The sequence below is a fragment of the Streptomyces noursei genome (genome assembly GCF_001646665.1).
GTDB lineage: Bacteria > Actinomycetota > Actinomycetes > Streptomycetales > Streptomycetaceae > Streptomyces > Streptomyces lavendulocolor.
In genome coordinates this window covers 18,694-40,453 of sequence record NZ_LWBU01000053.1, presented here as the reverse complement: position 1 = coordinate 40,453, position 21,760 = coordinate 18,694, and the positions used below count along the sequence as shown (strand labels likewise).

Annotated in this window: 20 protein-coding genes; 16 read left to right on the top strand and 4 right to left on the bottom strand. The window is 72.3% G+C overall.

Going from position 1 to position 21,760, the window contains the following annotated elements; all coding sequences use genetic code 11:
* Window positions 1–127: 127 nt before the first annotated feature.
* Both A4V12_RS05320 and A4V12_RS05315 read right to left on the bottom strand, forming a co-directional pair.
* On the bottom strand, window positions 128–1,357 hold the full coding sequence (locus A4V12_RS05320; RefSeq protein WP_064068046.1) for a DUF349 domain-containing protein: 1,230 nt from the start codon (window positions 1,355–1,357) through the stop codon (window positions 128–130).
* Window positions 1,358–1,566: 209 nt separating this feature from the next.
* Window positions 1,567–2,358 (bottom strand): peptidylprolyl isomerase, encoded by a 792-nt coding sequence (locus A4V12_RS05315; RefSeq protein WP_064068045.1) that lies wholly within the window; start codon window positions 2,356–2,358, stop codon window positions 1,567–1,569.
* 152 nt (window positions 2,359–2,510) lie between these two features.
* Between A4V12_RS05315 and A4V12_RS05310 the strand changes: the two genes are divergently transcribed.
* The 4 genes from A4V12_RS05310 (at window position 2,511) to A4V12_RS05295 (ending at window position 6,629) form a co-directional block, all read left to right on the top strand.
* On the top strand, window positions 2,511–3,218 hold the full coding sequence (locus A4V12_RS05310) for an MBL fold metallo-hydrolase (protein ID WP_064068044.1): 708 nt from the start codon (window positions 2,511–2,513) through the stop codon (window positions 3,216–3,218).
* A 13-nt stretch (window positions 3,219–3,231) separates the two neighbouring features.
* The gene (hisS, locus tag A4V12_RS05305; RefSeq protein ID WP_064068043.1) at window positions 3,232–4,494 is read left to right on the top strand and encodes a histidine--tRNA ligase; all 1,263 of its coding nucleotides are present in this window, start codon (window positions 3,232–3,234) and stop codon (window positions 4,492–4,494) included.
* Window positions 4,495–4,615: 121 nt separating this feature from the next.
* On the top strand, window positions 4,616–5,239 hold the full coding sequence (locus A4V12_RS05300) for a vitamin K epoxide reductase family protein (protein ID WP_064068042.1): 624 nt from the start codon (window positions 4,616–4,618) through the stop codon (window positions 5,237–5,239).
* A 31-nt stretch (window positions 5,240–5,270) separates the two neighbouring features.
* Entirely contained in the window at window positions 5,271–6,629 is a 1,359-nt protein-coding gene (locus tag A4V12_RS05295; RefSeq protein ID WP_064068041.1) for a replication-associated recombination protein A, read from the top strand.
* A 59-nt stretch (window positions 6,630–6,688) separates the two neighbouring features.
* Here the strand turns inward: A4V12_RS05295 and A4V12_RS05290 are convergent, their stop codons facing one another.
* A complete protein-coding gene (locus tag A4V12_RS05290) occupies window positions 6,689–7,375 on the bottom strand; it encodes a DUF2470 domain-containing protein (protein WP_064068040.1) in 687 nt (228 codons plus the stop codon).
* A 194-nt stretch (window positions 7,376–7,569) separates the two neighbouring features.
* Here A4V12_RS05290 and rpsD point away from each other — a divergent pair, with 194 nt between their 5' ends.
* On the top strand, window positions 7,570–8,184 hold the full coding sequence (gene rpsD / locus A4V12_RS05285; protein WP_064068039.1) for a 30S ribosomal protein S4: 615 nt from the start codon (window positions 7,570–7,572) through the stop codon (window positions 8,182–8,184).
* A gap of 150 nt (window positions 8,185–8,334) precedes the next feature.
* Here the strand turns inward: rpsD and A4V12_RS37925 are convergent, their stop codons facing one another.
* The gene (locus tag A4V12_RS37925; protein WP_079136825.1) at window positions 8,335–10,485 is read right to left on the bottom strand and encodes an ATP-binding protein; all 2,151 of its coding nucleotides are present in this window, start codon (window positions 10,483–10,485) and stop codon (window positions 8,335–8,337) included.
* A 177-nt stretch (window positions 10,486–10,662) separates the two neighbouring features.
* Between A4V12_RS37925 and A4V12_RS05275 the strand changes: the two genes are divergently transcribed.
* From A4V12_RS05275 to A4V12_RS05225, 11 genes are all read left to right on the top strand, one after another.
* Window positions 10,663–11,094 (top strand): DUF948 domain-containing protein, encoded by a 432-nt coding sequence (locus A4V12_RS05275; protein WP_064068038.1) that lies wholly within the window; start codon window positions 10,663–10,665, stop codon window positions 11,092–11,094.
* Between the two features lie 8 nt (window positions 11,095–11,102).
* Window positions 11,103–11,447 carry a DUF6167 family protein gene (locus tag A4V12_RS05270; protein ID WP_064068037.1) on the top strand — a complete coding sequence of 115 codons (345 nt, stop codon included), beginning with the start codon at window positions 11,103–11,105 and terminating at the stop codon, window positions 11,445–11,447.
* Window positions 11,447–14,116 carry an alanine--tRNA ligase gene (alaS, locus tag A4V12_RS05265; RefSeq protein ID WP_064068036.1) on the top strand — a complete coding sequence of 890 codons (2,670 nt, stop codon included), beginning with the start codon at window positions 11,447–11,449 and terminating at the stop codon, window positions 14,114–14,116. Before A4V12_RS05270 ends, alaS begins: the two co-directional genes overlap by 1 nt.
* A complete protein-coding gene (gene ruvX, locus A4V12_RS05260) occupies window positions 14,116–14,580 on the top strand; it encodes a Holliday junction resolvase RuvX (protein ID WP_064068035.1) in 465 nt (154 codons plus the stop codon). Before alaS ends, ruvX begins: the two co-directional genes overlap by 1 nt.
* A 101-nt stretch (window positions 14,581–14,681) precedes the next feature.
* Complete coding sequence (mltG, locus tag A4V12_RS05255) at window positions 14,682–16,358, top strand: endolytic transglycosylase MltG (protein WP_064068034.1); 1,677 nt, start codon at window positions 14,682–14,684, stop codon at window positions 16,356–16,358.
* Complete coding sequence (locus tag A4V12_RS05250) at window positions 16,355–17,203, top strand: shikimate dehydrogenase (RefSeq protein WP_064068033.1); 849 nt, start codon at window positions 16,355–16,357, stop codon at window positions 17,201–17,203. The genes mltG and A4V12_RS05250 overlap by 4 nt, the downstream gene beginning before the upstream one ends.
* A 189-nt stretch (window positions 17,204–17,392) precedes the next feature.
* The gene (gene aroC / locus A4V12_RS05245; RefSeq protein WP_064068032.1) at window positions 17,393–18,577 is read left to right on the top strand and encodes a chorismate synthase; all 1,185 of its coding nucleotides are present in this window, start codon (window positions 17,393–17,395) and stop codon (window positions 18,575–18,577) included.
* Window positions 18,574–19,092: a shikimate kinase gene (locus A4V12_RS05240; RefSeq protein WP_064068031.1), complete on the top strand. Its 519-nt coding sequence runs from the start codon at window positions 18,574–18,576 to the stop codon at window positions 19,090–19,092. The genes aroC and A4V12_RS05240 overlap by 4 nt, the downstream gene beginning before the upstream one ends.
* Window positions 19,089–20,183 (top strand): 3-dehydroquinate synthase, encoded by a 1,095-nt coding sequence (gene aroB, locus A4V12_RS05235; RefSeq protein WP_064068030.1) that lies wholly within the window; start codon window positions 19,089–19,091, stop codon window positions 20,181–20,183. Before A4V12_RS05240 ends, aroB begins: the two co-directional genes overlap by 4 nt.
* Window positions 20,180–20,620: a type II 3-dehydroquinate dehydratase gene (aroQ, locus tag A4V12_RS05230; RefSeq protein WP_064068029.1), complete on the top strand. Its 441-nt coding sequence runs from the start codon at window positions 20,180–20,182 to the stop codon at window positions 20,618–20,620. The genes aroB and aroQ overlap by 4 nt, the downstream gene beginning before the upstream one ends.
* Window positions 20,621–20,744: 124 nt before the next feature.
* A complete protein-coding gene (locus A4V12_RS05225; protein WP_064068028.1) occupies window positions 20,745–21,650 on the top strand; it encodes a Pro-rich N-terminal domain-containing protein in 906 nt (301 codons plus the stop codon).
* Window positions 21,651–21,760: the final 110 nt, after the last annotated feature.

Here is a 21,760-nt window from a genome sequence, read left to right as displayed (position 1 = left end):
TAAGCGGCCGGGCGCCGGAAGCACGACCGCCCGCATGAAGACGGCGCACGAAGACGGCGCACGAAGACCGCGCACATGAGGAAGGGCCTCCCCGCCGCGGGGAGGCCCTTCCTCATGCGCCTGCCTGTCAGCCGCCGAACTCCTGCAGACCCTTCAGCGCCTGGTCCAGCAGCGCCTGCCGGCCCTCCAGCTCACGGGCGAGCTTGTCGGCCTTGGCGTCGTTGCCCGCCGCACGGGCCGCGTCGATCTGCTTCTGCAGCTTGTCGACCGCGTCCTGCAGCTGGCCCGTCAGACCCGCCGCACGCGCGCGTGCCTCCGGGTTCGTACGGCGCCACTCGGCCTCCTCGGCCTCCTGGATCGCCCGCTCCACGGTGTGCATCCGGCCCTCGACCTTGGGGCGCGCGTCGCGCGGCACATGGCCGATGGCCTCCCACCGCTCGTTGATGGACCGGAACGCCGCACGCGCCGCCTTCAGGTCCGTCACCGGAAGCAGCTTCTCGGCCTCGCCGGCGAGCTCCTCCTTGAGCTTGAGGTTCTCCGCCTGCTCGGCGTCACGCTCCGCGAAGACCTCGCTGCGCGCCGCGAAGAACACGTCCTGCGCGCCGCGGAAGCGGTTCCACAGGTCGTCCTCGTGCTCCCGCTGGGCGCGTCCGGCCGCCTTCCAGTCCGCCATCAGCTCGCGGTACCGGGCGGCGGTGACGCCCCAGTCGGTCGAGCCGGACAGCGCCTCGGCCTCGGCTACCAGCCGCTCCTTGACCTTGCGGGCCTCCTCGCGCTGCGCGTCCAGCGACGCGAAGTGCGCCTTGCGCCGCTTGGAGAAGGCCGACCGGGCGTGCGAGAAGCGGTGCCACAGCTCGTCGTCGGACTTCCGGTCGAGCCGCGGCAGGCCCTTCCAGGTGTCCACCAGCGCCCGCAGCCGCTCACCGGCGGCCCGCCACTGCTCGCTCTGCGCCAGCTCCTCAGCCTCGGCGACCAGGGCCTCCTTGGCGTGCCGGGCCTCGTCGGTCTGCTTGGCCTTCTGCGCCTTGCGCTCCTCGCGCCGCGCCTCCACCGTCTCGACCAGCTTGTCGAGCCGCTTGCGCAGCGCGTCGAGATCGCCCACGGCGTGGTGCTCGTCCACCTGGTGGCGGATGTGGTCGATCGCGGCCGTCGCGTCCTTGGCCGACAGGTCGGTGGTCTTCACCCGCTTCTCGAGGAGGCCGATCTCGACAACCAAGCCCTCGTACTTGCGCTCGAAGTAGGCCAGTGCCTCCTCGGGAGTTCCGGCCTGCCACGATCCGACGACCTTCTCGCCGTCGGCTGTACGCACGTACACGGTCCCCGTCTCGTCGACGCGGCCCCACGGGTCGCTGCTCACAGCGCCTCCTCCACATGATGCCGGCGAGGGCGGTCACCCCCGGGCATCGTCCACAGTTCCCTGACGGGCCTCGCCCGCCCTCCACAGCGCGACGGTCGAGCCGCGCTGCACAACGCCAATCTAGGCGACCGGCCGCCCGGCTGTCCGCACTCAGCGCGACCGAATTCGCCGGTTCACACCCTGAGCCAAGCCCTGGCTCACGGTATGGCTCACGCCTTGTCGACGACCGCCTTCTCGATGGTGACGGCCTTCTTGGGCGCACCGTCCGGGGCGCCGCCCTCGACCCCGCCCGCGGCGACCTCCTGGACGGCCTTCAGGCCGGCCGCGTCCATGGTGCCGAAGGGGGTGTACTGCGGGGGCAGCTTGGTGTCCTTGTGGACCAGGAAGAACTGGCTGCCACCGGTCCCGGGCTGACCGGTGTTGGCCATCGCCACCGTTCCGGCCTTGTACGTCACCGCTCCGTCGGCGCCCGGCTTGCCCAGGGAGGCGAGGTTCTCGTCCGGGATGTTGTAGCCGGGGCCGCCCGAGCCGTCGCCCTTGGGGTCGCCGCACTGGAGCACGAAGATCCCGCCGGTCGTCAGGCGGTGGCACTTCGTGCCGTCGAAGTACTTCTTGTCGGCCAGGTGCTTGAACGAGTTCACCGTGCGCGGCGTCGTGGCGGCGTCCATCGTGATCGACACGACGCCGTGGTTCGTCGTCAGCGCCATCGTGTACTTCGCCTTGGTGTCGACGGCCATCTTCGGCTCGTCGGCCTTCGGCTCGGGCGAGGACTCGGCGCCCGGCGACGACGAGGGGAACTCGATCGGCTTCTTCGCGTCCGCGGCGGACTCGGTGCGGAAGTTCGTGTAGGCACCCGCTCCCGCCACCAGGGCCACGGCGACCGCGGCGACAATGATCCTGGTGCGCCGCTTCGCCTTGCGCTGCGCCTCCTCACGGCGCTTCTGCTGCCGCTCGAACTTCTCCCGGGCGAGCTGGCGCCGCCGCTGATCGCTGGTGACCACCGGGTCTTCTCCTTGTCGGTCGTCTGTTCCTGTCCTGGCCGAGTGTGCCCGTACCGTATACGGGTTGGCTGTGGAATGAGCAGCGCCGGTAGGCTCTGATCTGCTGCATTCCTCCCGGACGACGCGTGCCGGACGACTCACTAAGGACGATCGTGCTCATTGCCGGGTTCCCCGCCGGGGCCTGGGGGACCAATTGCTACCTGGTCGCCCCCGCCGCGGGCGAGGAGTGCGTGATCATCGACCCCGGCCACCAGGCCGCCCAGGGAGTCGAGGAGACGCTCAAGAAGCATCGGCTCAAGCCCGTGGCGGTCGTGCTGACCCACGGCCACATCGACCACGTCGCCTCCGTCGTCCCGGTCTGCGGCGCCCATGACGTACCCGCGTGGATCCACCCCTCGGACCGGTACATGATGAGCGACCCGGAGAAGGCCCTCGGCCGCTCCATCGGCATGCCGCTCATGGGCGAGCTGACCGTGGGGGAGCCCGACGACGTCCACGAGCTGACCGACGGCGCGAAGCTGGCCCTCGCGGGCCTGGAGCTGACCGTGTCGCACGCGCCCGGCCATACCAAGGGGTCGGTGACCTTCGGGATGCCCGAGGCCGCGGACGTCCCGCCGGTCTTCTTCTCGGGCGACCTGCTCTTCGCCGGCTCCATCGGACGCACCGACCTGCCGGGCGGTGACATGGCCGAGATGCTCGAATCGCTGGCCCGCGTGTGCCTGCCGCTCGACGACTCGACCGTGGTGCTGTCCGGCCACGGCCCCCAGACGACCATCGGCCGCGAGCGCGCCACCAACCCTTACCTCCGCGAGGTGGCGGCCGGCCAGGGAGCGTCCCCCGCTCCCCGACGAGGAATGTGACGAGAGAAGTCCCGTGAGCACCTTCCAGGCCCCCAAGGGCACCTACGACCTGCTGCCGCCGAGTTCCGCGACGTACCTCGCCGTCCGCGAGGCGATCTCGGCGCCGCTGAAGAACTCCGGCTACGGCTACGTCGAGACCCCCGGCTTCGAGAACGTCGAACTGTTCGCCCGCGGTGTCGGCGAGTCCACCGACATCGTCTCCAAGGAGATGTACGCCTTCGAGACCAAGGGCGGCGACAGGCTCGCGCTGCGCCCCGAGGGCACCGCGTCCGTGCTGCGCGCGGCGCTCCAGGCCAACCTGCACAAGCAGGGCAACCTCCCCGTCAAGCTCTGGTACTCCGGCTCGTACTACCGCTACGAGAAGCCTCAGGCGGGCCGCTACCGGCACTTCTCGCAGGTGGGCGCCGAGGCGATCGGTGCCGAGGACCCCGCGCTGGACGCCGAGCTGATCATCCTGGCCGACCAGGCGTACCGCTCGCTCGGCCTGCGGAACTTCCGCATCCTGCTGAACTCGCTGGGCGACAAGGAGTGCCGCCCGGCCTACCGCGAGGCACTCCAGGGCTTCCTGCGCGGCCTCGACCTCGACGAGGACACCCGGCGCCGGATCGACATCAACCCGCTGCGGGTCCTCGACGACAAGCGCGCGGACGTCCAGAAGCAGCTGGTGGGCGCGCCGCTGCTGCGCGACCACCTGTGCGAGGCGTGCCGGGCGTACCACTCCGAGGTGCGCGAGCTGCTCACCGCCGCCGGGGTGGCCTTCGAGGACGACGAGAAGCTGGTGCGCGGCCTGGACTACTACACGCGGACCACGTTCGAGTTCGTCCACGACGGTCTCGGCTCGCAGTCCGCGGTGGGCGGCGGCGGCCGTTACGACGGTCTGTCGGAGATGATCGGCGGCCCCGCGCTGCCGTCCGTGGGCTGGGCGCTCGGCGTGGACCGCACGGTCCTGGCGCTGGAGGCCGAGGGCGTGACCCTGGACCTGCCGGCCCCCACCGGCGTGTTCGCCGTCCCGATCGGCGAGGAGGCCAGGCGCCGGCTGTTCGGCGTGGTCACCGAGCTGCGCAGGGCGGGCGTCGCGACGGACTTCGCGTACGGCGGCAAGGGCCTCAAGGCCGCCATGAAGGCCGCCAACCGCAGCGGTGCCCGGTACGCGCTGGTGCTGGGGGAGCGGGACCTCGCCGAAGGCGTGGCCCAGCTCAAGGACATGGAGTCCGGAGAGCAGGAGCCCGTCGCGCTCGACGGGCTCGTCGAGAAGCTGGGCGCGCGCTTCGCGTGACGCACAAGGGACACCCCGGCCGCGGCCGGGGTGTCCTTATGTCCACCGAACGGCGGACGGTAGCCCCCGTACGGCAGAATGACCACTGCCTCATGCACCGACCGAGTGATGGAACGGCCCCATGACGACTGCAGCGGTTGACGACGTGACCTCCGACCACCACGTGCGGGCGGTGGGCGCCGGCCGGGCGTTCGCCTGGATGCTGGTGATCACCGGTGCGGCGGGCCTGCTGGCGGCGTGGGTGATCACGCTGGACAAGTTCAAGCTGCTGGAGGACCCCACCTTCACGCCGGGGTGCAGCCTGAACCCGGTCGTCTCCTGCGGCAGCATCATGAAGAGCGACCAGGCATCGGTCTTCGGTTTCCCCAACCCCATGCTCGGCCTCGTCACCTACGGCATGGTCGTCGCCATCGGCGCCGCCCTCCTCGCCGGCGCGCGCTTCCGCCGCTGGTACTGGCTCGGGCTGAACGCGGGCACCCTCTTCGGCGTCGGCTTCTGCATGTGGCTCATGTACCAGTCGCTGTACGAGATCAACGCGCTGTGCCTGTGGTGCTCCCTCGCCTGGGTCGCCACGATCGTCATGTTCTGGTACGTCACCTCGCACAACGTGCGCACCGGCCTGCTGCCGGCGCCGCGCGCGGTCCGCAACTTCCTGGACGAGTTCACCTGGGTGCTGCCCGTCCTGCACATCGGGATCATCGGGATGCTGGTCCTGACCCGCTGGTGGGACTTCTGGACCGGCTGAGCTGTCAGTGGGCTGACATAGGCTTCACGGTGTGGAGCCCGACCTCTTTACCGCCGCAGCCGAAGAACGCCAGGAGAAGGACCCGACCAGCAGTCCCCTGGCGGTCCGCATGCGCCCGCGCACCCTGGACGACGTCGTCGGCCAGCAGCACCTGCTGAAGCCCGGGTCACCGCTGCGCAGGCTGGTCGGCGAGGGCGCCGGCGGTCCGGCGGGGGCCTCGTCCGTGATCCTCTGGGGCCCGCCCGGCACGGGGAAGACGACACTGGCGTACGTCGTGTCCAAGGCGACCAACAAGCGGTTCGTGGAGCTGTCCGCGATCACGGCGGGCGTCAAGGAGGTCCGCGCGGTCATCGACGGCGCCCGCCGGGCGGCCGGTGGCTTCGGCAAGGAGACCGTCCTCTTCCTGGACGAGATCCACCGCTTCAGCAAGGCGCAGCAGGACTCCCTGCTGCCGGCCGTGGAGAACCGCTGGGTCACCCTCATCGCCGCCACCACCGAGAACCCCTACTTCTCGGTGATCTCGCCGCTGCTCTCCCGCTCCCTGCTGCTCACCCTGGAGTCGCTCACCGACGACGACATCCGGGGCCTGCTGCGCAGGGCGCTCACCGACGAGCGGGGTCTGGACGGCGCGGTGACGCTGCCGGACGACGCCGAGGCGCACCTGGTGCGGATCGCCGGCGGTGACGCCCGGCGGGCGCTGACCGCCCTGGAGGCGGCCGCGGGGGCGGCCATCGCCAAGGGCGAGCCCGAGATCACCCTCGCCACCCTGGAGGAGACGGTCGACCGGGCGGCGGTCACCTACGACCGCGACGGCGACCAGCACTACGACGTCGCCAGCGCGCTCATCAAGTCGATCCGCGGCTCCGACGTCGACGCGGCCCTGCACTACCTGGCCCGGATGATCGAGGCGGGGGAGGACCCCCGGTTCATCGCCCGGCGGCTGATGATCTCGGCGAGCGAGGACATCGGCCTCGCCGACCCGACCGCACTGCCCCTGGCGGTCGCGGCCGCGCAGGCGGTGGCCATGATCGGTTTCCCGGAGGCGGCGCTCACCCTGAGCCACGCCACCATCGCGCTGGCCCTGGCGCCCAAGTCCAACGCGGCGACCACGGCGATAGCCGCGGCCCGGGCGGACGTGCGCGACGGCCTCGCGGGCGCGGTCCCCGCGCATCTGCGCGACGGGCACTACAAGGGCGCGGCCAAGCTCGGTCACGCCCAGGGGTACGTCTATCCGCACGACGTGCCGGGCGGCATCGCCGCCCAGCAGTACGCCCCGGACGCGATCCACGGCAAGCGGTACTACGAGCCGACGCGGTACGGCGCCGAGGCGCGGTACGCGGACGTGGTCGAGAAGGTCCGCGAGCGCCTGCGGGGCGAAGGGGCGCCCTAGGAAGGGGGCGCCTGAGAAGGACTCCTGAGGAAGGGGCTTCCCTGGGACAGGGGACGGGACTAGCGGTCTCCGGCCGCCTCGAACAGCGCGCGCATCGCGCGGCGCAGTCCGTGCACGTCGCTCACCGGCTCGGGGAAGTCGAAACGGGCGTCGAAGGAGCGCCCGGCCGTGTCGCGGCACCGCACCCGCAGCCCGAACCGGTCCAGTGCCAGCGGCACCACGCGCCGTACGTCGGCACGGTGCCCGAGCAGTGCGCTCAGGTGCTGCACATGGTCGTCGTGCGCGGCGGCGAGGTGCTGGAGCAGCTCCGTCTCGTACGCGGTGAGCGGATCGGGCAGGGCGCCGGCGAACTCCTCGGGGCCGACCGCGGCGTCGCCCCACAGGTCGTCGAGGTACGCCTCGCCGACCTCCAGGCGCAGCATCATGTGCCCGGGTTCGGCGATGCCGGGGGCGGTCGTCAGCCACCCGGAGACCCGGGCCCGGCCGCGGATGCGGTGGGGGACGGCGACCGGGGCGACGTCCGTGAGCTCCAGCACGGCCGGCAGCTCGTCGTCCTGCGCGTGCGTCGCGGCCCGTACGGCCGGGGCGTCGGCGGGGAACAGCAGGTAGATCTCGCCGTCGGTGCCCACGACCCGCGCCCGGGGCATCAGGTCCTCGGAGCGGGCCCCGTCCGCCCCCGGGAGGATCAGCACCGCGGAGCATGTACTCTGTACGAGAGTTCGTGTGCGCTCGGCTGCTGACGGCATCCGGGCGATCTCAAGCCCGCTGGGACGCGGCTGACCATGAGCTGATCGGACCTCCGTCACATCGATGCTCTGCGAAGCAGGAGCGTCGTTCTTTGTGCTGCTGTCTGTGATGCGCGTGGTGTTCCCAGGGCTCGACATGCGATCTCCTTGATTAAGGTAAGCCTAACCTAACCTATTTCGGAGGTCTGGAGAACGTGCCTAACCAGTCGCGTCCCAAGGTCAAGAAGTCCCGTGCGCTCGGTATCGCGCTGACGCCGAAGGCCGTCAAGTACTTCGAGGCCCGCCCCTACCCGCCGGGCGAGCACGGCCGTGGCCGCAAGCAGAACTCGGACTACAAGGTCCGTCTGCTCGAGAAGCAGCGTCTGCGTGCGCAGTACGACATCAGCGAGCGCCAGATGGCGCGCGCCTACGACCGCGCCAAGAAGGCCGAGGGCAAGACGGGCGAGGCGCTGGTCGTCGAGCTCGAGCGCCGTCTCGACGCCCTGGTCCTGCGTTCGGGCATCGCCCGCACCATCTACCAGGCCCGCCAGATGGTCGTCCACGGCCACATCGAGGTCAACGGTGGCAAGGTCGACAAGCCGTCGTTCCGCGTGCGCCCCGACGACGTCGTGATGGTCCGCGAGCGCAGCCGCAGCAAGACGCTGTTCCAGGTCGCGCGTGAGGGTGGCTTCGCCCCCGACGGTGAGACCCCGCGTTACCTGCAGGTCAACCTGAAGGCCCTCGCCTTCCGTCTCGACCGCGAGCCGAACCGCAAGGAAATCCCGGTCATCTGCGACGAGCAGCTGGTCGTCGAGTACTACGCCCGCTGACGTAGTCCTCACCCGGTCGTCGAGCCCGCCGTTCCCTCCGGGGAGCGGCGGGCTCCGCCGTTCCCGGCGCCCGGCCGCCCGGTGGCGGGGCCGTGCGGGCCGTCCGCCCACCCGCCGCAGCCCCGCCCGGGCCGCTCGCCCCCCGAGCGCTCACCGCGGACGCGGAGGGCGCGGCCGGGGCCGCGACCGGGACCGTGACCGGCGCCGCGGCGACGGCACCCCGTCCAGCGGCGGCCGCCCCGCCAGCGCCCGCTCCACCGCGGCGTCGAGCGACAGGGCGCTGCCCTCGGCCACGTACGACCGGAACCGCTCCGCGCCCAGCTCCTCGCCCGCCCGCTGCTCGCACAGGGCCCGTGGAGCGCCGAAGCAGCCGGAGCCGAAGAGCGGCACGCCGACCGCCGCCCACATCGGCGCGGCCGCGCCCTGGAGCACCGCCGCCTCCGCCGGGTCCCCCTCCGCCGCCGTCACCAGCGCCAGCAGCTCGACGGCCAGCACCAGCCCGACCAGATCGTTGAACGCGTGGTCGATGGTGATGCACTCGCCCAGCAGCTCCCGCGCCTCCCCGTAGGCGCCCCGCGTCCAGGCCGAGTACGCCAGCACGTACAGCGCGTACGCCCGGGTCCACCGCTCGCCCCGGTCCTCGCAGACCTCCCGCACCTCCCGGCACAGCGCCACCGCCGCCTCCGGCTCGCCCAGGAACACCTTGGCCATCGCGAGCTCGACCTGACCCATCAGCACCTGGCTGTTGAGCTCCCCCAGCTCGCGGTACGCGGTGAGCGCCTGCGACAACAGCTCCTCGGCGCGCGGCATGTCGTCCGACAGGAGCGCCAGGCAGCCCATCCGGTGGGTGGTGTACGCGGCCGCCAGCGCGTTGCCCGTCCGCGCGGCGCCCTCCCCGCACTCGTACAGCGCCGCCACCGCCGCCGTGTCGTCGCCCTGGAGGATCGCCACGTACCCCAGCACCCACAGAGCCCGCAGCCGGGCCTCGTCGTGCCCCGGCTCCAGGGCCACCACCCGGTCCAGCCAGTACCGCCCCTCCGCCAGCCGGCCGCAGCCGACCCAGCAGAACCACAGCGTCGCGGCGAGGTGCTGTGCCAGGTGCGCCTCCTCCGGGGTCTCCAGGCACAGCTCCAGCGCCGCGCGCAGGTCGGGCAGCGCGGTCCCGGCGCACGCGGCCACCTCCGCCTGGCGCGGGCTGAACCACTCCAGCTCGCACCAGGTGGCCAGGCCCATGTACCAGTCGCGGTGCCGCCGCCGCATCCGCTCCTCGTCGCCCAGCGCGGCCAGCCACTCCGCCCCGTACGCCCGCACCGTGTCCAGCATCCGGTGGCGCACGCCCGCGGGCGTCTCCTCGCGCAGCACCACCGACCGGTCCACCAGCCCGGCGACGGCGTCCAGCACCTCGTCGGCGGGCAGCTCCGGGCCGCCGCACACGTACTCGACCGCCTCCAGGTCGAAGGGGCCGGCGAAGACGGACAGGCGGGCCCACAGCAGCCGTTCCCGCGGCGTGCACAGCTCGTGGCTCCAGCCGATGGCCGTCCGCAGCGTCCGGTGCCGGGGCAGGGCGCCGCGCGTACCGCCGGTCAGCAGCCGGAACCGGTCGTCGAGCCGGTGCAGCATCTGCTCCACGGTGAGCACGGGCAGCCGGCCCGCGGCCAGCTCCAGGGCGAGCGGGATCCCGTCCAGACGGCGGCACAGCTCCCGCACCGCCCCGCCGTCCGGCCCCGCGCCCGCCCCCGGACCGCCGCCGGCCGCGCGAGGTCCCGGCAGCACCGCCGCGGCCCGGTCGGTGAACAGCCGCACGGCGTCGTCGTCGGGAAGCGGGGCCAGGGGCACCACGGCCTCGCCGTCCAGCCGCAGCGGGCAACGGCCCGCGGCCAGCACCGTCAGCCCGGGGGCCCGGCGCAGCAACTCCCGTACCAGTTCGGCGCACGCGTCCACCAGGTGCTCGAAGCCGTCGAGGACCAGCAGCAGCCGCCGCCCGGCGAGATGCCCGGCCAGCACCTCGCGCGGCGGGCGCCGGGTGTGGTCCGTCAGACCCAGTGCGTCCAGCAGCGCCTGCTCCAGCAGACCGGCGTCGCGCAGGGCCGCCAGCTCCACCAGCCGGGCGCCGTCGCAGTAGCGTTTCTCCGTGACGGCGGCGGTACGCAGCGCCAGCCGCGACTTGCCCACCCCGCCGACGCCGACCACCGTGACGACCCGGAACCGGGTGAGCAGGCCCTGCAGTTCGCGGATCTCGTCCTCGCGCCCGACGAACCGGTTGAGTTCCGCGGGCAGACCGCCCAGATCGCTCCGTCGCATGGGACACGGAGCGTACTTGCGCGGGAGCGCTCCGTACAATCGGACCGCACAACTCCGGCTCAGCGCGCTCCTAATGCGGTACGGGGAGCGAGCGTCGGCGCGATAGGCTCGGAGGACGACTTTCCGGGGCGTCCGACAGGCGACGACCGGCGACCGACGAGCAGAGAGCGGTGCGCAGTGACCGGTGGAGAGGTTGCCGGGATTCTGGTGGCCGTCTTCTGGGCGATCCTGGTCTCCTTCCTGGCCGTGGTGCTGGTGAGGCTGGCCCAGACGCTCAGGGCGACCACCCGACTCGTGGCCGAGGTGACCGAGCAGGCGGTCCCGCTGCTGGCCGACGCCTCCGCGACCGTGCGCTCCGCGCAGACCCAGCTCGACCGGGTCGACGCCATCGCGTCGGACGTCCAGGAGGTCACCTCCAACGCCTCCGCGCTCTCCACGACGGTCGCCTCCACCTTCGGCGGACCGCTCGTCAAGGTCGCGGCGTTCGGCTACGGCGTGCGCCGGGCGATGAGCCGGAACAAGAACGACAGGCCGGCCGAGCAGCCCCGGCGTACGGTGATCGTCGGCCGTACGGTGCCGGGCGCCAGGGGCCGGAAGCGGAAGGGCTGACGCAAGGGATGTTCCGCCGAGCTTTCTGGTTCACCGCGGGCGCCGCCGCCGGCGTGTGGGCCACCACCAAGGTCAACCGCAAGCTCAAGCAGCTGACCCCCGAGAGCCTCGCCGCCCAGGCCGCCGACAAGGCGGTCGAGACCGGCCACCGGCTCAAGGAGTTCGCGCTCGACGTCCGGGCGGGCATGCTCCAGCGCGAGGCCGAGCTGGGCGAGGCGCTGGGCATCGAGGCGCCCGTGGAGGACCCGGCACTGCCGGCGCCCCGCCGCGCGGCCGCCCTGGACAGTCCCCGGGACGGCGCCCGCCCCCCGTACACCGACAAACACTCGTACAACCGGAATGAGGACCACTGATGGAGTCGGCTGAAATCCGCCGCCGCTGGCTGAGCTTCTTCGAGGAGCGCGGGCACACCGTCGTCCCTTCGGCGTCGCTCATCGCGGACGACCCGACTCTGCTCCTGGTCAACGCCGGCATGGTGCCGTTCAAGCCCTACTTCCTGGGTGAGGAGAAGCCGCCGTACTCCCGCGCCTCCAGCGTGCAGAAGTGCGTGCGCACGCCGGACATCGAAGAGGTCGGCAAGACCACCCGCCACGGCACGTTCTTCCAGATGTGCGGCAACTTCTCCTTCGGCGACTACTTCAAGGAAGGCGCCATCAAGCTCGCCTGGGAGCTGCTGACCGGCTCCGTCGAGCACGGCGGCTACGGCCTGGAGCCCGAGAAGCTCTGGATCACCGTCTACCAGGACGACGACGAGGCCGAGCAGATCTGGCGCGACGTCGTCGGCGTCCCGGCCGAGCGCATCCAGCGCCTGGGCAAGAAGGACAACTTCTGGTCCATGGGCGTCCCGGGCCCCTGCGGCCCCTGTTCCGAGATCAACTACGACCGCGGCCCCGAGTTCGGCGTCGAGGGCGGCCCGGCCGTCAACGACGAGCGGTACGTGGAGATCTGGAACCTGGTCTTCATGCAGTACGAGCGCGGCGAGGGCACCTCCAAGGAGGACTTCGAGATCCTCGGGGACCTGCCGAGCAAGAACATCGACACGGGCCTCGGTCTCGAACGCCTGGCGATGATCCTCCAGGGCGTGCAGAACATGTACGAGACGGACACCCTGAAGGTCGTCATCGACAAGGCCACCGAACTGACCGGTGTGCGCTACGGCCAGGCCCACGCGAGCGACGTCTCGCTGCGCGTGGTCGCCGACCACATGCGCACCTCCGTGATGCTCATCGGCGACGGCGTCACCCCCGGCAACGAGGGCCGCGGCTATGTGCTGCGCCGCATCATGCGCCGCGCCGTGCGCAACATGCGCCTGCTCGGGGCCACCGGCCCGGTCGTCGGCGAACTCGTCGACACGGTCATCAGGACGATGGGCGAGCAGTACCCGGAGCTGGAGACCGACCGCAAGCGCATCGAGACCGTCGCCCTCGCCGAGGAGGCCGCGTTCCTCAAGGCCCTCAAGGGCGGCACCAACATCCTCGACACCGCCGTCACCGAGACCAAGGCCGCCGGCGGCACGGTGCTCTCCGGCGACAAGGCGTTCCTGCTCCACGACACCTGGGGCTTCCCGATCGACCTCACCCTGGAGATGGCCGCCGAGCAGGGCCTCTCCGTGGACGAGGCCGGCTTCCGCCGCCTGATGCAGGAGCAGCGGGACCGCGCCAAGGCCGACGCCCGGGCCAAGAAGACCGGCCACGCCGACGTCTCCGCCTACCGCGAGATCGCCGACACCTCCGGTGCCACCGAGTTCGTGGGCTACACCAACACCGAGGGCGAGACGACCGTCGTCGGCCTGCTCGTCAACGGCGTCCCCTCGCCCGCCGCCACCGAGGGCGACGAGATCGAGGTCGTCCTCGACCGCACCCCGTTCTACGCCGAGGGCGGCGGCCAGATCGCCGACACCGGCCGCATCCGGCTGCACAGCGGTGCCGTCATCGAGGTGCGCGACGTCCAGCAGCCGGTCCCGGGCGTCTCAGTCCACAAGGGCTCGGTCCAGGTCGGCGAGGTGACCGTCGGGGCCACCGCCTACGCCACGATCGACGTACGGCGCCGCCGGGCCATCGCCCGCGCCCACAGCGCCACCCACCTCACCCACCAGGCGCTGCGCGACGCCCTCGGCCCGACGGCCGCCCAGGCCGGTTCCGAGAACCAGCCCGGCCGTTTCCGCTTCGACTTCGGCTCGCCGTCCGCGGTGCCGCAGGCGGTCATGACGGACGTCGAGCAGAAGATCAACGAGGTGCTCGCCCGCGAGCTGGACGTGCACGCCGAGGTCATGCCGATCGACGAGGCCAAGCGGCAGGGCGCCATCGCCGAGTTCGGCGAGAAGTACGGCGAGAAGGTCCGCGTCGTCACCATCGGCGACTTCTCCAAGGAGCTGTGCGGCGGTACGCACGTCCACAACACCGCCCAGCTGGGCCTGGTGAAGCTGCTCGGCGAGTCGTCCATCGGCTCCGGGGTGCGCCGTATCGAGGCCCTCGTCGGTGTCGACGCGTACAACTTCCTGGCCAGGGAGCACACGGTCGTCGCCCAGCTCCAGGAGCTGGTCAAGGGACGTCCCGAGGAGCTTCCCGAGAAGATCTCCGGCATGCTCGCCAAGCTGAAGGACGCCGAGAAGGAGATCGAGAAGTTCCGCGCCGAGAAGGTGCTCCAGGCCGCCGCCGGCCTCGCCCAGGGCGCCCAGGACGTACGCGGTGTGGCCCTGGTGACCGGTCAGGTCCCGGACGGCACCGGCGCCGACGACCTGCGCAAGCTGGTCCTGGACGTGCGCGGCCGCATCCCGGGCGACCGCCCGGCCGTGGTCGCCCTGTTCACCACGGCGAACGGCCGCCCGCTGACGGTCATCGCCACCAACGAGGCCGCCCGCGAGCGGGGCCTCAAGGCCGGCGACCTGGTCCGTACCGCCGCCAAGACGCTCGGCGGCGGCGGTGGCGGCAAGCCGGACGTCGCCCAGGGCGGCGGCCAGAACGTGGAGGCCGTCGGCGAGGCCATGGCCGCCGTCGAGCGGCTCGTCGCGGACACCGTCTGATGAGACGCGGCCGCAGGCTCGCGATCGACGTCGGGGACGCCCGGATCGGGGTCGCCTCGTGCGACCCCGACGGGGTGCTCGCCACGCCGGTGGAGACCGTGCCGGGACGTGATGTCCCGGCCGCCCACCGGCGGTTGCGGCAGATCACCGAGGAGTACGAACCGATCGAACTGGTGGTCGGCCTCCCTCGCTCCCTCAGTGGGGGCGAGGGCCCGGCCGCGGCCAAGGTCCGCGCCTTCGCGCAGGAGCTCGCCCGGGGCGTCGCGCCCGTCCCCGTCCGGCTCGTGGACGAGAGGATGACCACAGTGACGGCCAGTCAGGGGCTGCGCGCGTCCGGCGTGAAGTCCAGAAAGGGCCGGTCTGTCATCGATCAGGCAGCCGCTGTGATCATCCTTCAGAACGCTCTTGAGTCCGAACGGGTATCGGGTAATCCTCCCGGGGAGAGCGTCGAAGTGGTCATCTGATCGCGATACGGTAACGTTCCCCGCTACGCGGCGGTGTTCGAACAGCCGCCGCGCTACGTAGAGGCGGATCGTCCGGACGCCTCGCGGCTGTTTGGGGATCGATGACTGAGTATGGCCGGGGCCCCGGCTCCGAACCGTGGCACCCCGAGGACCCGGCGTACGGGCCCCAGGGGTGGGAAGGTCAGCAGGCCTACTACCAGCAGACGCAGTACGGGAACCAGCAGGACCCGTACCAGCAGCAGCCGCAGCAGGGTTACGGCGACCAGCAGTACCAGGGCGGCCAGGAGCACTACGCCCCGCACGACCCCCACCAGCAGGGCGTCCCGCAGCAGCAGGGCTACCCCCAGCAGACCTATGCCGGGCAGCCGTACGACACCGGCACCTGGGACACCGGCCAGCAGGCGGCGATGCCCTACGGGGCGCACGCCCCCGCCGACCCGTACGGCGCCCAGGGCCCCGACCTGTACGGCACCCCCGAGGCGTACCCGCCGCCGCAGCCCCCGGGCCGGCGGCGGGCCGAGCCCGAGCAGGAGCCGGCGCGCGCGGAGCCCGAGGAGCCCGAGGAGGAGAACCACCCGTTCTTCTCGGACGGCGACGACGACCGTGACGACGGCGACGGCGACGAGCCGGGCGGATCGAGGCGCGGCGGAGGCCAGGGCCGCCGGGGCGGCAAGCCGAAGAAGAAAAAGAAGAGCCGCAACGGCCTCGCGTGCCTGGTCGTCGCCCTGGTGATGGCGGGCGGCGCGAGCGGTGTCGCGTACTTCGGCTACCAGTTCTGGCAGGGCCGGTTCGGCGAGGCGCCCGACTTCGCCGGTGACGGCACGAACGAGACCGTCCAGGTCGAGATCCCCAAGGGTGCCGGCGGTTACGAGATCGCCGCCCTGCTCGTCGAGAACGGCGTGGTCAAGAGCCAGGGGGCCTTCGTCTCCGCCCAGGAGAAGAACCCGGCGGGCAAGAACATCCAGGACGGCGTCTACACGCTCAAGAAGGGCATGTCCGCCGCCAGCGCGGTCGAGGCGATGCTCGATCCGGCGAACCGGAACGCGCTCACCATTCCCGAGGGAAAGCGCAGCGCGTACATCTACGCGCAGATCGACAAGAAACTCGAACTGAAACCGGGGACGACGAAATCGGTCGCCACGGCGAAGGCGAAGACCCTCGGTCTGCCGGCCTGGGCCACCGGTCACCCCGACCTGAAGGACCCGCTCGAAGGGTTCCTCTTCCCGGCCAGTTATCCGGTGGCGAAGGGCGCCAAGCCGGAGGACGTCCTCAAGAAGATGGTCGCCCGCGCCAACGCCGAGTACGGCAAGCTCGACATCGAGACGAAGGCCGCGTCGCTGGGGCTGAAGAGCCCGTGGGAACTGCTGACCGTCGCGAGCCTGGTCCAGGTCGAGGGCAAGTACAAGCACGACTTCGACAAGGTGTCCCGCGTCGTCTACAACCGGCTGAAGCCGAACAACATCGAGACGGTCGGCCGCCTCGAGTTCGACTCCACCATCAACTACATCAAGGAAGAAAGCACCCTCGACGTCGGCACGGTGGCGGATCTGCGCAAGATCGACGATCCGTACAACACCTATGACATCAAGGGCCTGACGCCCGGACCGATCAGCAATCCCGGCGTCGACGCCATCAAATCCGCGCTGAATCCGACCCCGGGCCCCTGGTACTACTTCGTCTCGATCAACGAGGACAAGACGGTGTTCTCGGTGACCAACGAGGAACACAACCGGAACGTCGAGCAGTACGAAAAGGAACGGGAGAAGTCCGGCCAGTGAGCACCGAGAAGCGCGCCGCCGTCCTCGGGTCGCCCATCACCCACTCCCTCTCCCCGGTGCTGCACCGGACCGCCTACGCCGAACTCGGCCTCACCCACTGGTCGTACGACCGGTACGAGATCGACGAGGCCCGGCTCCCCGGGTTCCTGGACGGGCTGGACGCGTCCTGGGCCGGGCTGTCGCTGACCATGCCGCTCAAGCGGGCGGTCATCCCGCTGCTCGACGAGGTCACCGCGACGGCCGCCTCCGTGGAGGCCGTCAACACGGTCGTCTTCACGGACGACGGACGGCGCGTCGGCGACAACACCGACATCCCCGGCATGATCGCCGCGCTGCGGGAGCGGGGCGTGGAGAAGGTCGACCACGCCGCCGTCCTCGGCGCCGGGGCCACCGCGTCCTCCGCGCTCGCCGCACTGGCGCACCTCAGCACGGGGCCGGTCACCGCGTACGTCCGCAGCGAGGCGCGCGCCGAGGAGATGCGCGGCTGGGGCGAACGGCTCGGCGTCCGGGTCCTGACCGCCGGCTGGGAGCGGGCCGCCGAGGGGCTGCGGGCCCCGCTGGTCGTCGCGACCACGCCCGCCGGGGCGACCGACGCGCTCGCCGCCGAGGTGCCCGACCGGCCCGGCACCCTCTTCGACGTGCTGTACGACCCGTGGCCCACCGCACTGGCGGCCGCCTGGTCGGCGCGGGGCGGCGCCGTGGTGGGAGGGCTCGATCTCCTCGTCCACCAGGCCGTCCTCCAGGTCGAGCGGATGACCGGCCGCACCCCCGCCCCGATGGAGGCCATGAGGGCCGCGGGGGAGCGGGCACTCGCCGCGGGACAGGCCCCGCCCGCCGGCTCCTGACCGCCGCCCTGGGCACCCGCGGGCCGCGCTCCCGGCAGTGCTCCGGCTCGTCCAGGTGGCGGACAGGGCGTCCGCGTTCTGGACCGGACATCGGCACGGGCCGCGGACGTGGGAGGATCGGGGAAGGCGGGCCAGGGCCGCGCACCCGGTCGCGCCGTCGCAGTCGAGGCGCGAGCATGAGGAGCACCGTTGAGCAGGTTGCGCTGGCTGACCGCGGGGGAGTCGCACGGCCCCGCACTGGTGGCGACGCTGGAGGGCCTTCCCGCCGGCGTCCCGGTCACCACGGAGATGGTGGCGGACCACCTGGCCCGGCGGCGCCTCGGCTATGGGCGCGGCGCGCGCATGAAGTTCGAGCGCGACGAGGTGACCTTCCTCGGCGGCGTACGCCACGGTCTCACCATGGGCTCGCCGGTCGCCGTGATGGTCGGCAACACCGAGTGGCCCAAGTGGGAGAAGGTCATGGCGGCCGACCCGGTCGACCCGGCCGAGCTGGCCGAGCTGGCCCGCAACGCCCCGCTGACCCGCCCGCGCCCCGGCCACGCCGACCTCGCCGGCATGCAGAAGTACGGCTTCGACGAGGCCCGGCCGGTCCTGGAGCGCGCCAGCGCCCGGGAGACCGCCGCCCGCGTCGCGCTGGGCGCGGTGGCCCGCTCGTACCTCAAGGAGACGGCGGGCATCGAGATCGTGTCGCACGTCGTCGAGCTGGCCGCCGCCAAGGCCCCGTACGGCGTGTACCCGACCCCGGCCGACGTCGAGAAGCTGGACGCCGACCCGGTGCGCTGCCTCGACGCGGACGCGTCGAAGGCGATGGTCGCCGAGATCGACCAGGCCCACAAGGACGGCGACACGCTCGGCGGCGTCGTCGAGGTCCTCGCCTACGGCGTGCCCGTCGGACTCGGCTCGCACGTCCACTGGGACCGGCGCCTGGACGCCCGCCTGGCCGCCGCCCTGATGGGCATCCAGGCCATCAAGGGCGTCGAGGTCGGCGACGGCTTCGACCTGGCCCGCGTCCCCGGCTCCAAGGCCCACGACGAGATCGTCGCCACCGACGAGGGCATCAAGCGCACCTCCGGCCGCTCCGGCGGCACCGAGGGCGGTCTGACCACCGGCGAGCTGCTGCGCGTACGCGCCGCCATGAAGCCCATCGCGACCGTGCCCCGGGCGCTCAGGACCGTCGACGTCGTCACCGGCGAGGCCGCCGCCGCGCACCACCAGCGCTCCGACGTCTGCGCCGTCCCCGCCGCCGGCATCGTCGCCGAGGCGATGGTCGCCCTGGTCCTCGCGGACGCCGTGGCGGAGAAGTTCGGCGGCGACAGCGTGGCGGAGACCCGCCGCAACGTCCGCTCGTACCTCGACAACCTCCACATCCGGTGAGCACCGGCCCGCTGATCGTCCTGGTCGGGCCCATGGGCTCGGGGAAGTCCACCGTGGGCGCGCTGCTCGCCGAGCGGCTCGGCGCGCCCTACCGGGACACCGACGCCGACATCGTGGCCGCCGAGGGGCGCGAGATCTCCGACATCTTCGTCGAGGACGGCGAGGAGTACTTCCGCGCGCTCGAACGCGCCGCCGTCCGGGCCGCCGTCGCCGAGCACACCGGCGTCCTCGCCCTCGGCGGCGGCGCCGTCCTCGACGCCGGCACCCGCGCCCTGCTCACCGGGCTGCCGGTGGCCTACCTGTCGATGGACGTCGAGGAGGCGGTCCGGCGCGTCGGTCTGAACACCGCCCGCCCGCTGCTCGCCGTCAACCCGCGCCGCCAGTGGCGCGAGCTGATGGAGGCCCGGCGCCCCCTGTACACCGAAGTCGCCCGGGTGGTCGTCGCCACCGACGACAAGACCCCCGAAGAGGTCGCCGACGCGGTCCTCGACGCACTGGAGCTGAAGAAGAAGTGACTGACCAGGCAGTGACCCGCATCCAGGTCGGCGGCACGGCCGGCACCGACCCGTACGAGGTGCTGGTCGGCCGGCAGCTGCTCGGCGAACTCGCCGGCATCATCGGCCCGAAGGCCAAGCGCGTCGCCGTGATCCACCCCGAGGCGCTGGCCGAGACCGGCGAGGCGCTCCGCGCCGACCTCGCCGACCAGGGGTACGAGGCGGTCGCCATCCAGGTGCCGAACGCGGAGGAGGCCAAGACGGCCGAGGTCGCGGCGTACTGCTGGAAGGCGCTCGGCCAGACCGGCTTCACCCGCACGGACGTCATCGTCGGCGTCGGCGGCGGCGCCACCACCGACCTCGCCGGCTTCGTGGCGGCCACCTGGCTGCGCGGCGTGCGCTGGATCGCGGTCCCCACCACCGTCCTGGCGATGGTCGACGCGGCCGTGGGCGGCAAGACCGGCATCAACACCGCCGAGGGCAAGAACCTCGTCGGCGCCTTCCACCCGCCGGCGGGCGTCCTGTGCGACCTCGCGGCGCTGGACTCGCTGCCCGTCCACGACTACGTCAGCGGGCTGGCCGAGGTCATCAAGGCCGGTTTCATCGCCGACCCCGTCATCCTCGACCTGATCGAGGCCGACCCGGCCGCCGCCCGCACCCCCGAGGGACCGCACACCGCCGAGCTGATCGAACGCTCGATCCGGGTGAAGGCGGACGTCGTCTCGTCGGACCTGAAGGAGTCGGGCCTGCGCGAGATCCTCAACTACGGCCACACCCTCGCCCACGCGATCGAGAAGAACGAGCGCTACAAGTGGCGCCACGGCGCCGCCGTGTCCGTGGGCATGGTCTTCGCCGCCGAACTGGGCCGGCTGGCCGGCCGGCTCGACGACGCCACCGCCGACCGCCACCGCGCCGTCCTGGAGTCCGTCGGCCTGCCGCTCACCTACCGCGGCGACCAGTGGCCCAAGCTCCTGGAGACCATGAAGGTCGACAAGAAGTCCCGCGGCGACCTGCTGCGGTTCATCGTCCTGGACGGCCTGGCGAAGCCGACGGTCCTCGAAGGACCGGACCCCGCGGTCCTGGTCGCCGCGTACGGGGAGGTCTCCGCGTGACGCGCAAGGTGCTGGTCCTCAACGGACCGAACCTCGGCCGCCTCGGTTCGCGGGAGCCCGACGTGTACGGCGCGACCTCCTACGCCGGCCTGGTGGACACCTGCCGGACGCTCGGCGCGGAGCTCGGCTTCGACGTCGACGTACGCGAGACGAACGACGAGGGCCAAATGATCCGCTGGCTGCACGAGGCGGCCGACGGCTCGCTCCCGGTCGTCATCAACCCCGGCGCCTTCACCCACTACTCGTACGGGATGAGGGACGCGGCCGCCCAGCGCACCGCCCCGCTCATCGAGGTGCACATCTCCAACCCGTACGCCCGCGAGGAGTTCCGGCACACCTCCGTGGTGGCGGCCGTCGCCACCGGGACCGTGGCGGGCTTCGGCATCGGGTCCTACCGCCTGGCCCTGCGGGCCCTCGCCGACGAACTCACCGACTGACCGGGCACGTCCCACCGTCCCCGGCCGTTTCACCCAACAGCGGCCGGGGAGGGTACGGTTCGGTAACGGACGTCCCGAACGGGCGCCCGACCAGCGTCAGTCGCACGAGACGGAGTGGCACCGGATGCAGCACGCAGTGGGGGCTCCGCTGCCGCCGCCCCACCGGCCGGGGCACGCAGCCACCGGATGGACGACCCAGGGCGCCGCCCATCCCCCGGGCCCGCCGCCCTTCCCGGGCACACCCGCCCCGCCCGCGGCCGCGCCGCGGCTCCAGGGGCCGCCCGCGCCGCAGCCGCAAGGGCCGCCCGCCCCGCCGCGGGGAGGCGCCCCGGCGCACCCGCCCGCCCCCGGCTGGGCCCCGCCCTCCGCGCCGCCGCCAGCCGACACCACGGGCCACGTCCACCTGCCGGCCGGCGCCCCGGTCGCGGCCCCGGCCCCGCCGCCGCCCGCCGACCACGGCGCCGGCACGGGCACCGCCACGCTCGCCGTGCTCCTCATCGGCCCGGCCGGCGCCGGCAAGACGACCGTCGCCCGGCACTGGGCGCGCAACCGCCGCGTGCCCACCGCGCACATCAGCCTCGACGACGTACGCGAATGGGTCTGCGCCGGCTTCGCCGACCCCCAGGACGGCTGGAACGACCAGTCCGAGGCCCAGTACCGGCTGGCCCGCCGCACCTGCGGCTTCGCCGCGCGCAACTTCCTCGCCAACGGCATCTCCTGCATCCTCGACGACGCCGTCTTCCCCGACCGGCCCGTCGTCGGCCTCGGCGGCTGGAAGCGGCACGTCGGACCGGGCCTGCTGCCCGTCGTGCTCCTGCCGGGCCTGGAGATCGTGCTGGAGCGCAACGCCGAGCGCACCGGCAACCGCCGCCTCTCGGACGAGGAGGTCGCCGGCATCCACGGCCGCATGGCCGGGTGGTACGGCTCCGGGCTGCCGATCATCGACAACTCGAAGTACGACGTGGAGACCACCGCCCGCGTCCTGGACGACGTCCTCGCCCGCGCCATAGCCAGCCCGCCGTCCTTCTGACCGGCGGGTCCGGCGCGGGGGAGGCACGCCCGGTGCGGCCGGTCCTCCGGGGCCGGTTCGCCCCAGGTCGTGTCCGCAAAGTCTCGCCCGGCCCGCGGCGCCCTGCACGC

Excerpts from the sequence above, each read along its gene's own strand:
- A4V12_RS05300 (WP_064068042.1), top strand. The coding sequence starts at position 4,616 with ATGACGACTGCAGCGGTTGACGACGTGACCTCCGACCACCACGTGCGG.
- mltG (WP_064068034.1), top strand. The coding sequence starts at position 14,682 with ATGACTGAGTATGGCCGGGGCCCCGGCTCCGAACCGTGGCACCCCGAG.
- ruvX (WP_064068035.1), top strand. The coding sequence starts at position 14,116 with ATGAGACGCGGCCGCAGGCTCGCGATCGACGTCGGGGACGCCCGGATC.
- alaS (WP_064068036.1), top strand. The coding sequence starts at position 11,447 with ATGGAGTCGGCTGAAATCCGCCGCCGCTGGCTGAGCTTCTTCGAGGAG.
- A4V12_RS37925 (WP_079136825.1), bottom strand. The coding sequence starts at position 10,485 with ATGCGACGGAGCGATCTGGGCGGTCTGCCCGCGGAACTCAACCGGTTC.
- A4V12_RS05270 (WP_064068037.1), top strand. The coding sequence starts at position 11,103 with ATGTTCCGCCGAGCTTTCTGGTTCACCGCGGGCGCCGCCGCCGGCGTG.
- A4V12_RS05225 (WP_064068028.1), top strand. The coding sequence starts at position 20,745 with ATGCAGCACGCAGTGGGGGCTCCGCTGCCGCCGCCCCACCGGCCGGGG.
- A4V12_RS05290 (WP_064068040.1), bottom strand. The coding sequence starts at position 7,375 with ATGCCGTCAGCAGCCGAGCGCACACGAACTCTCGTACAGAGTACATGC.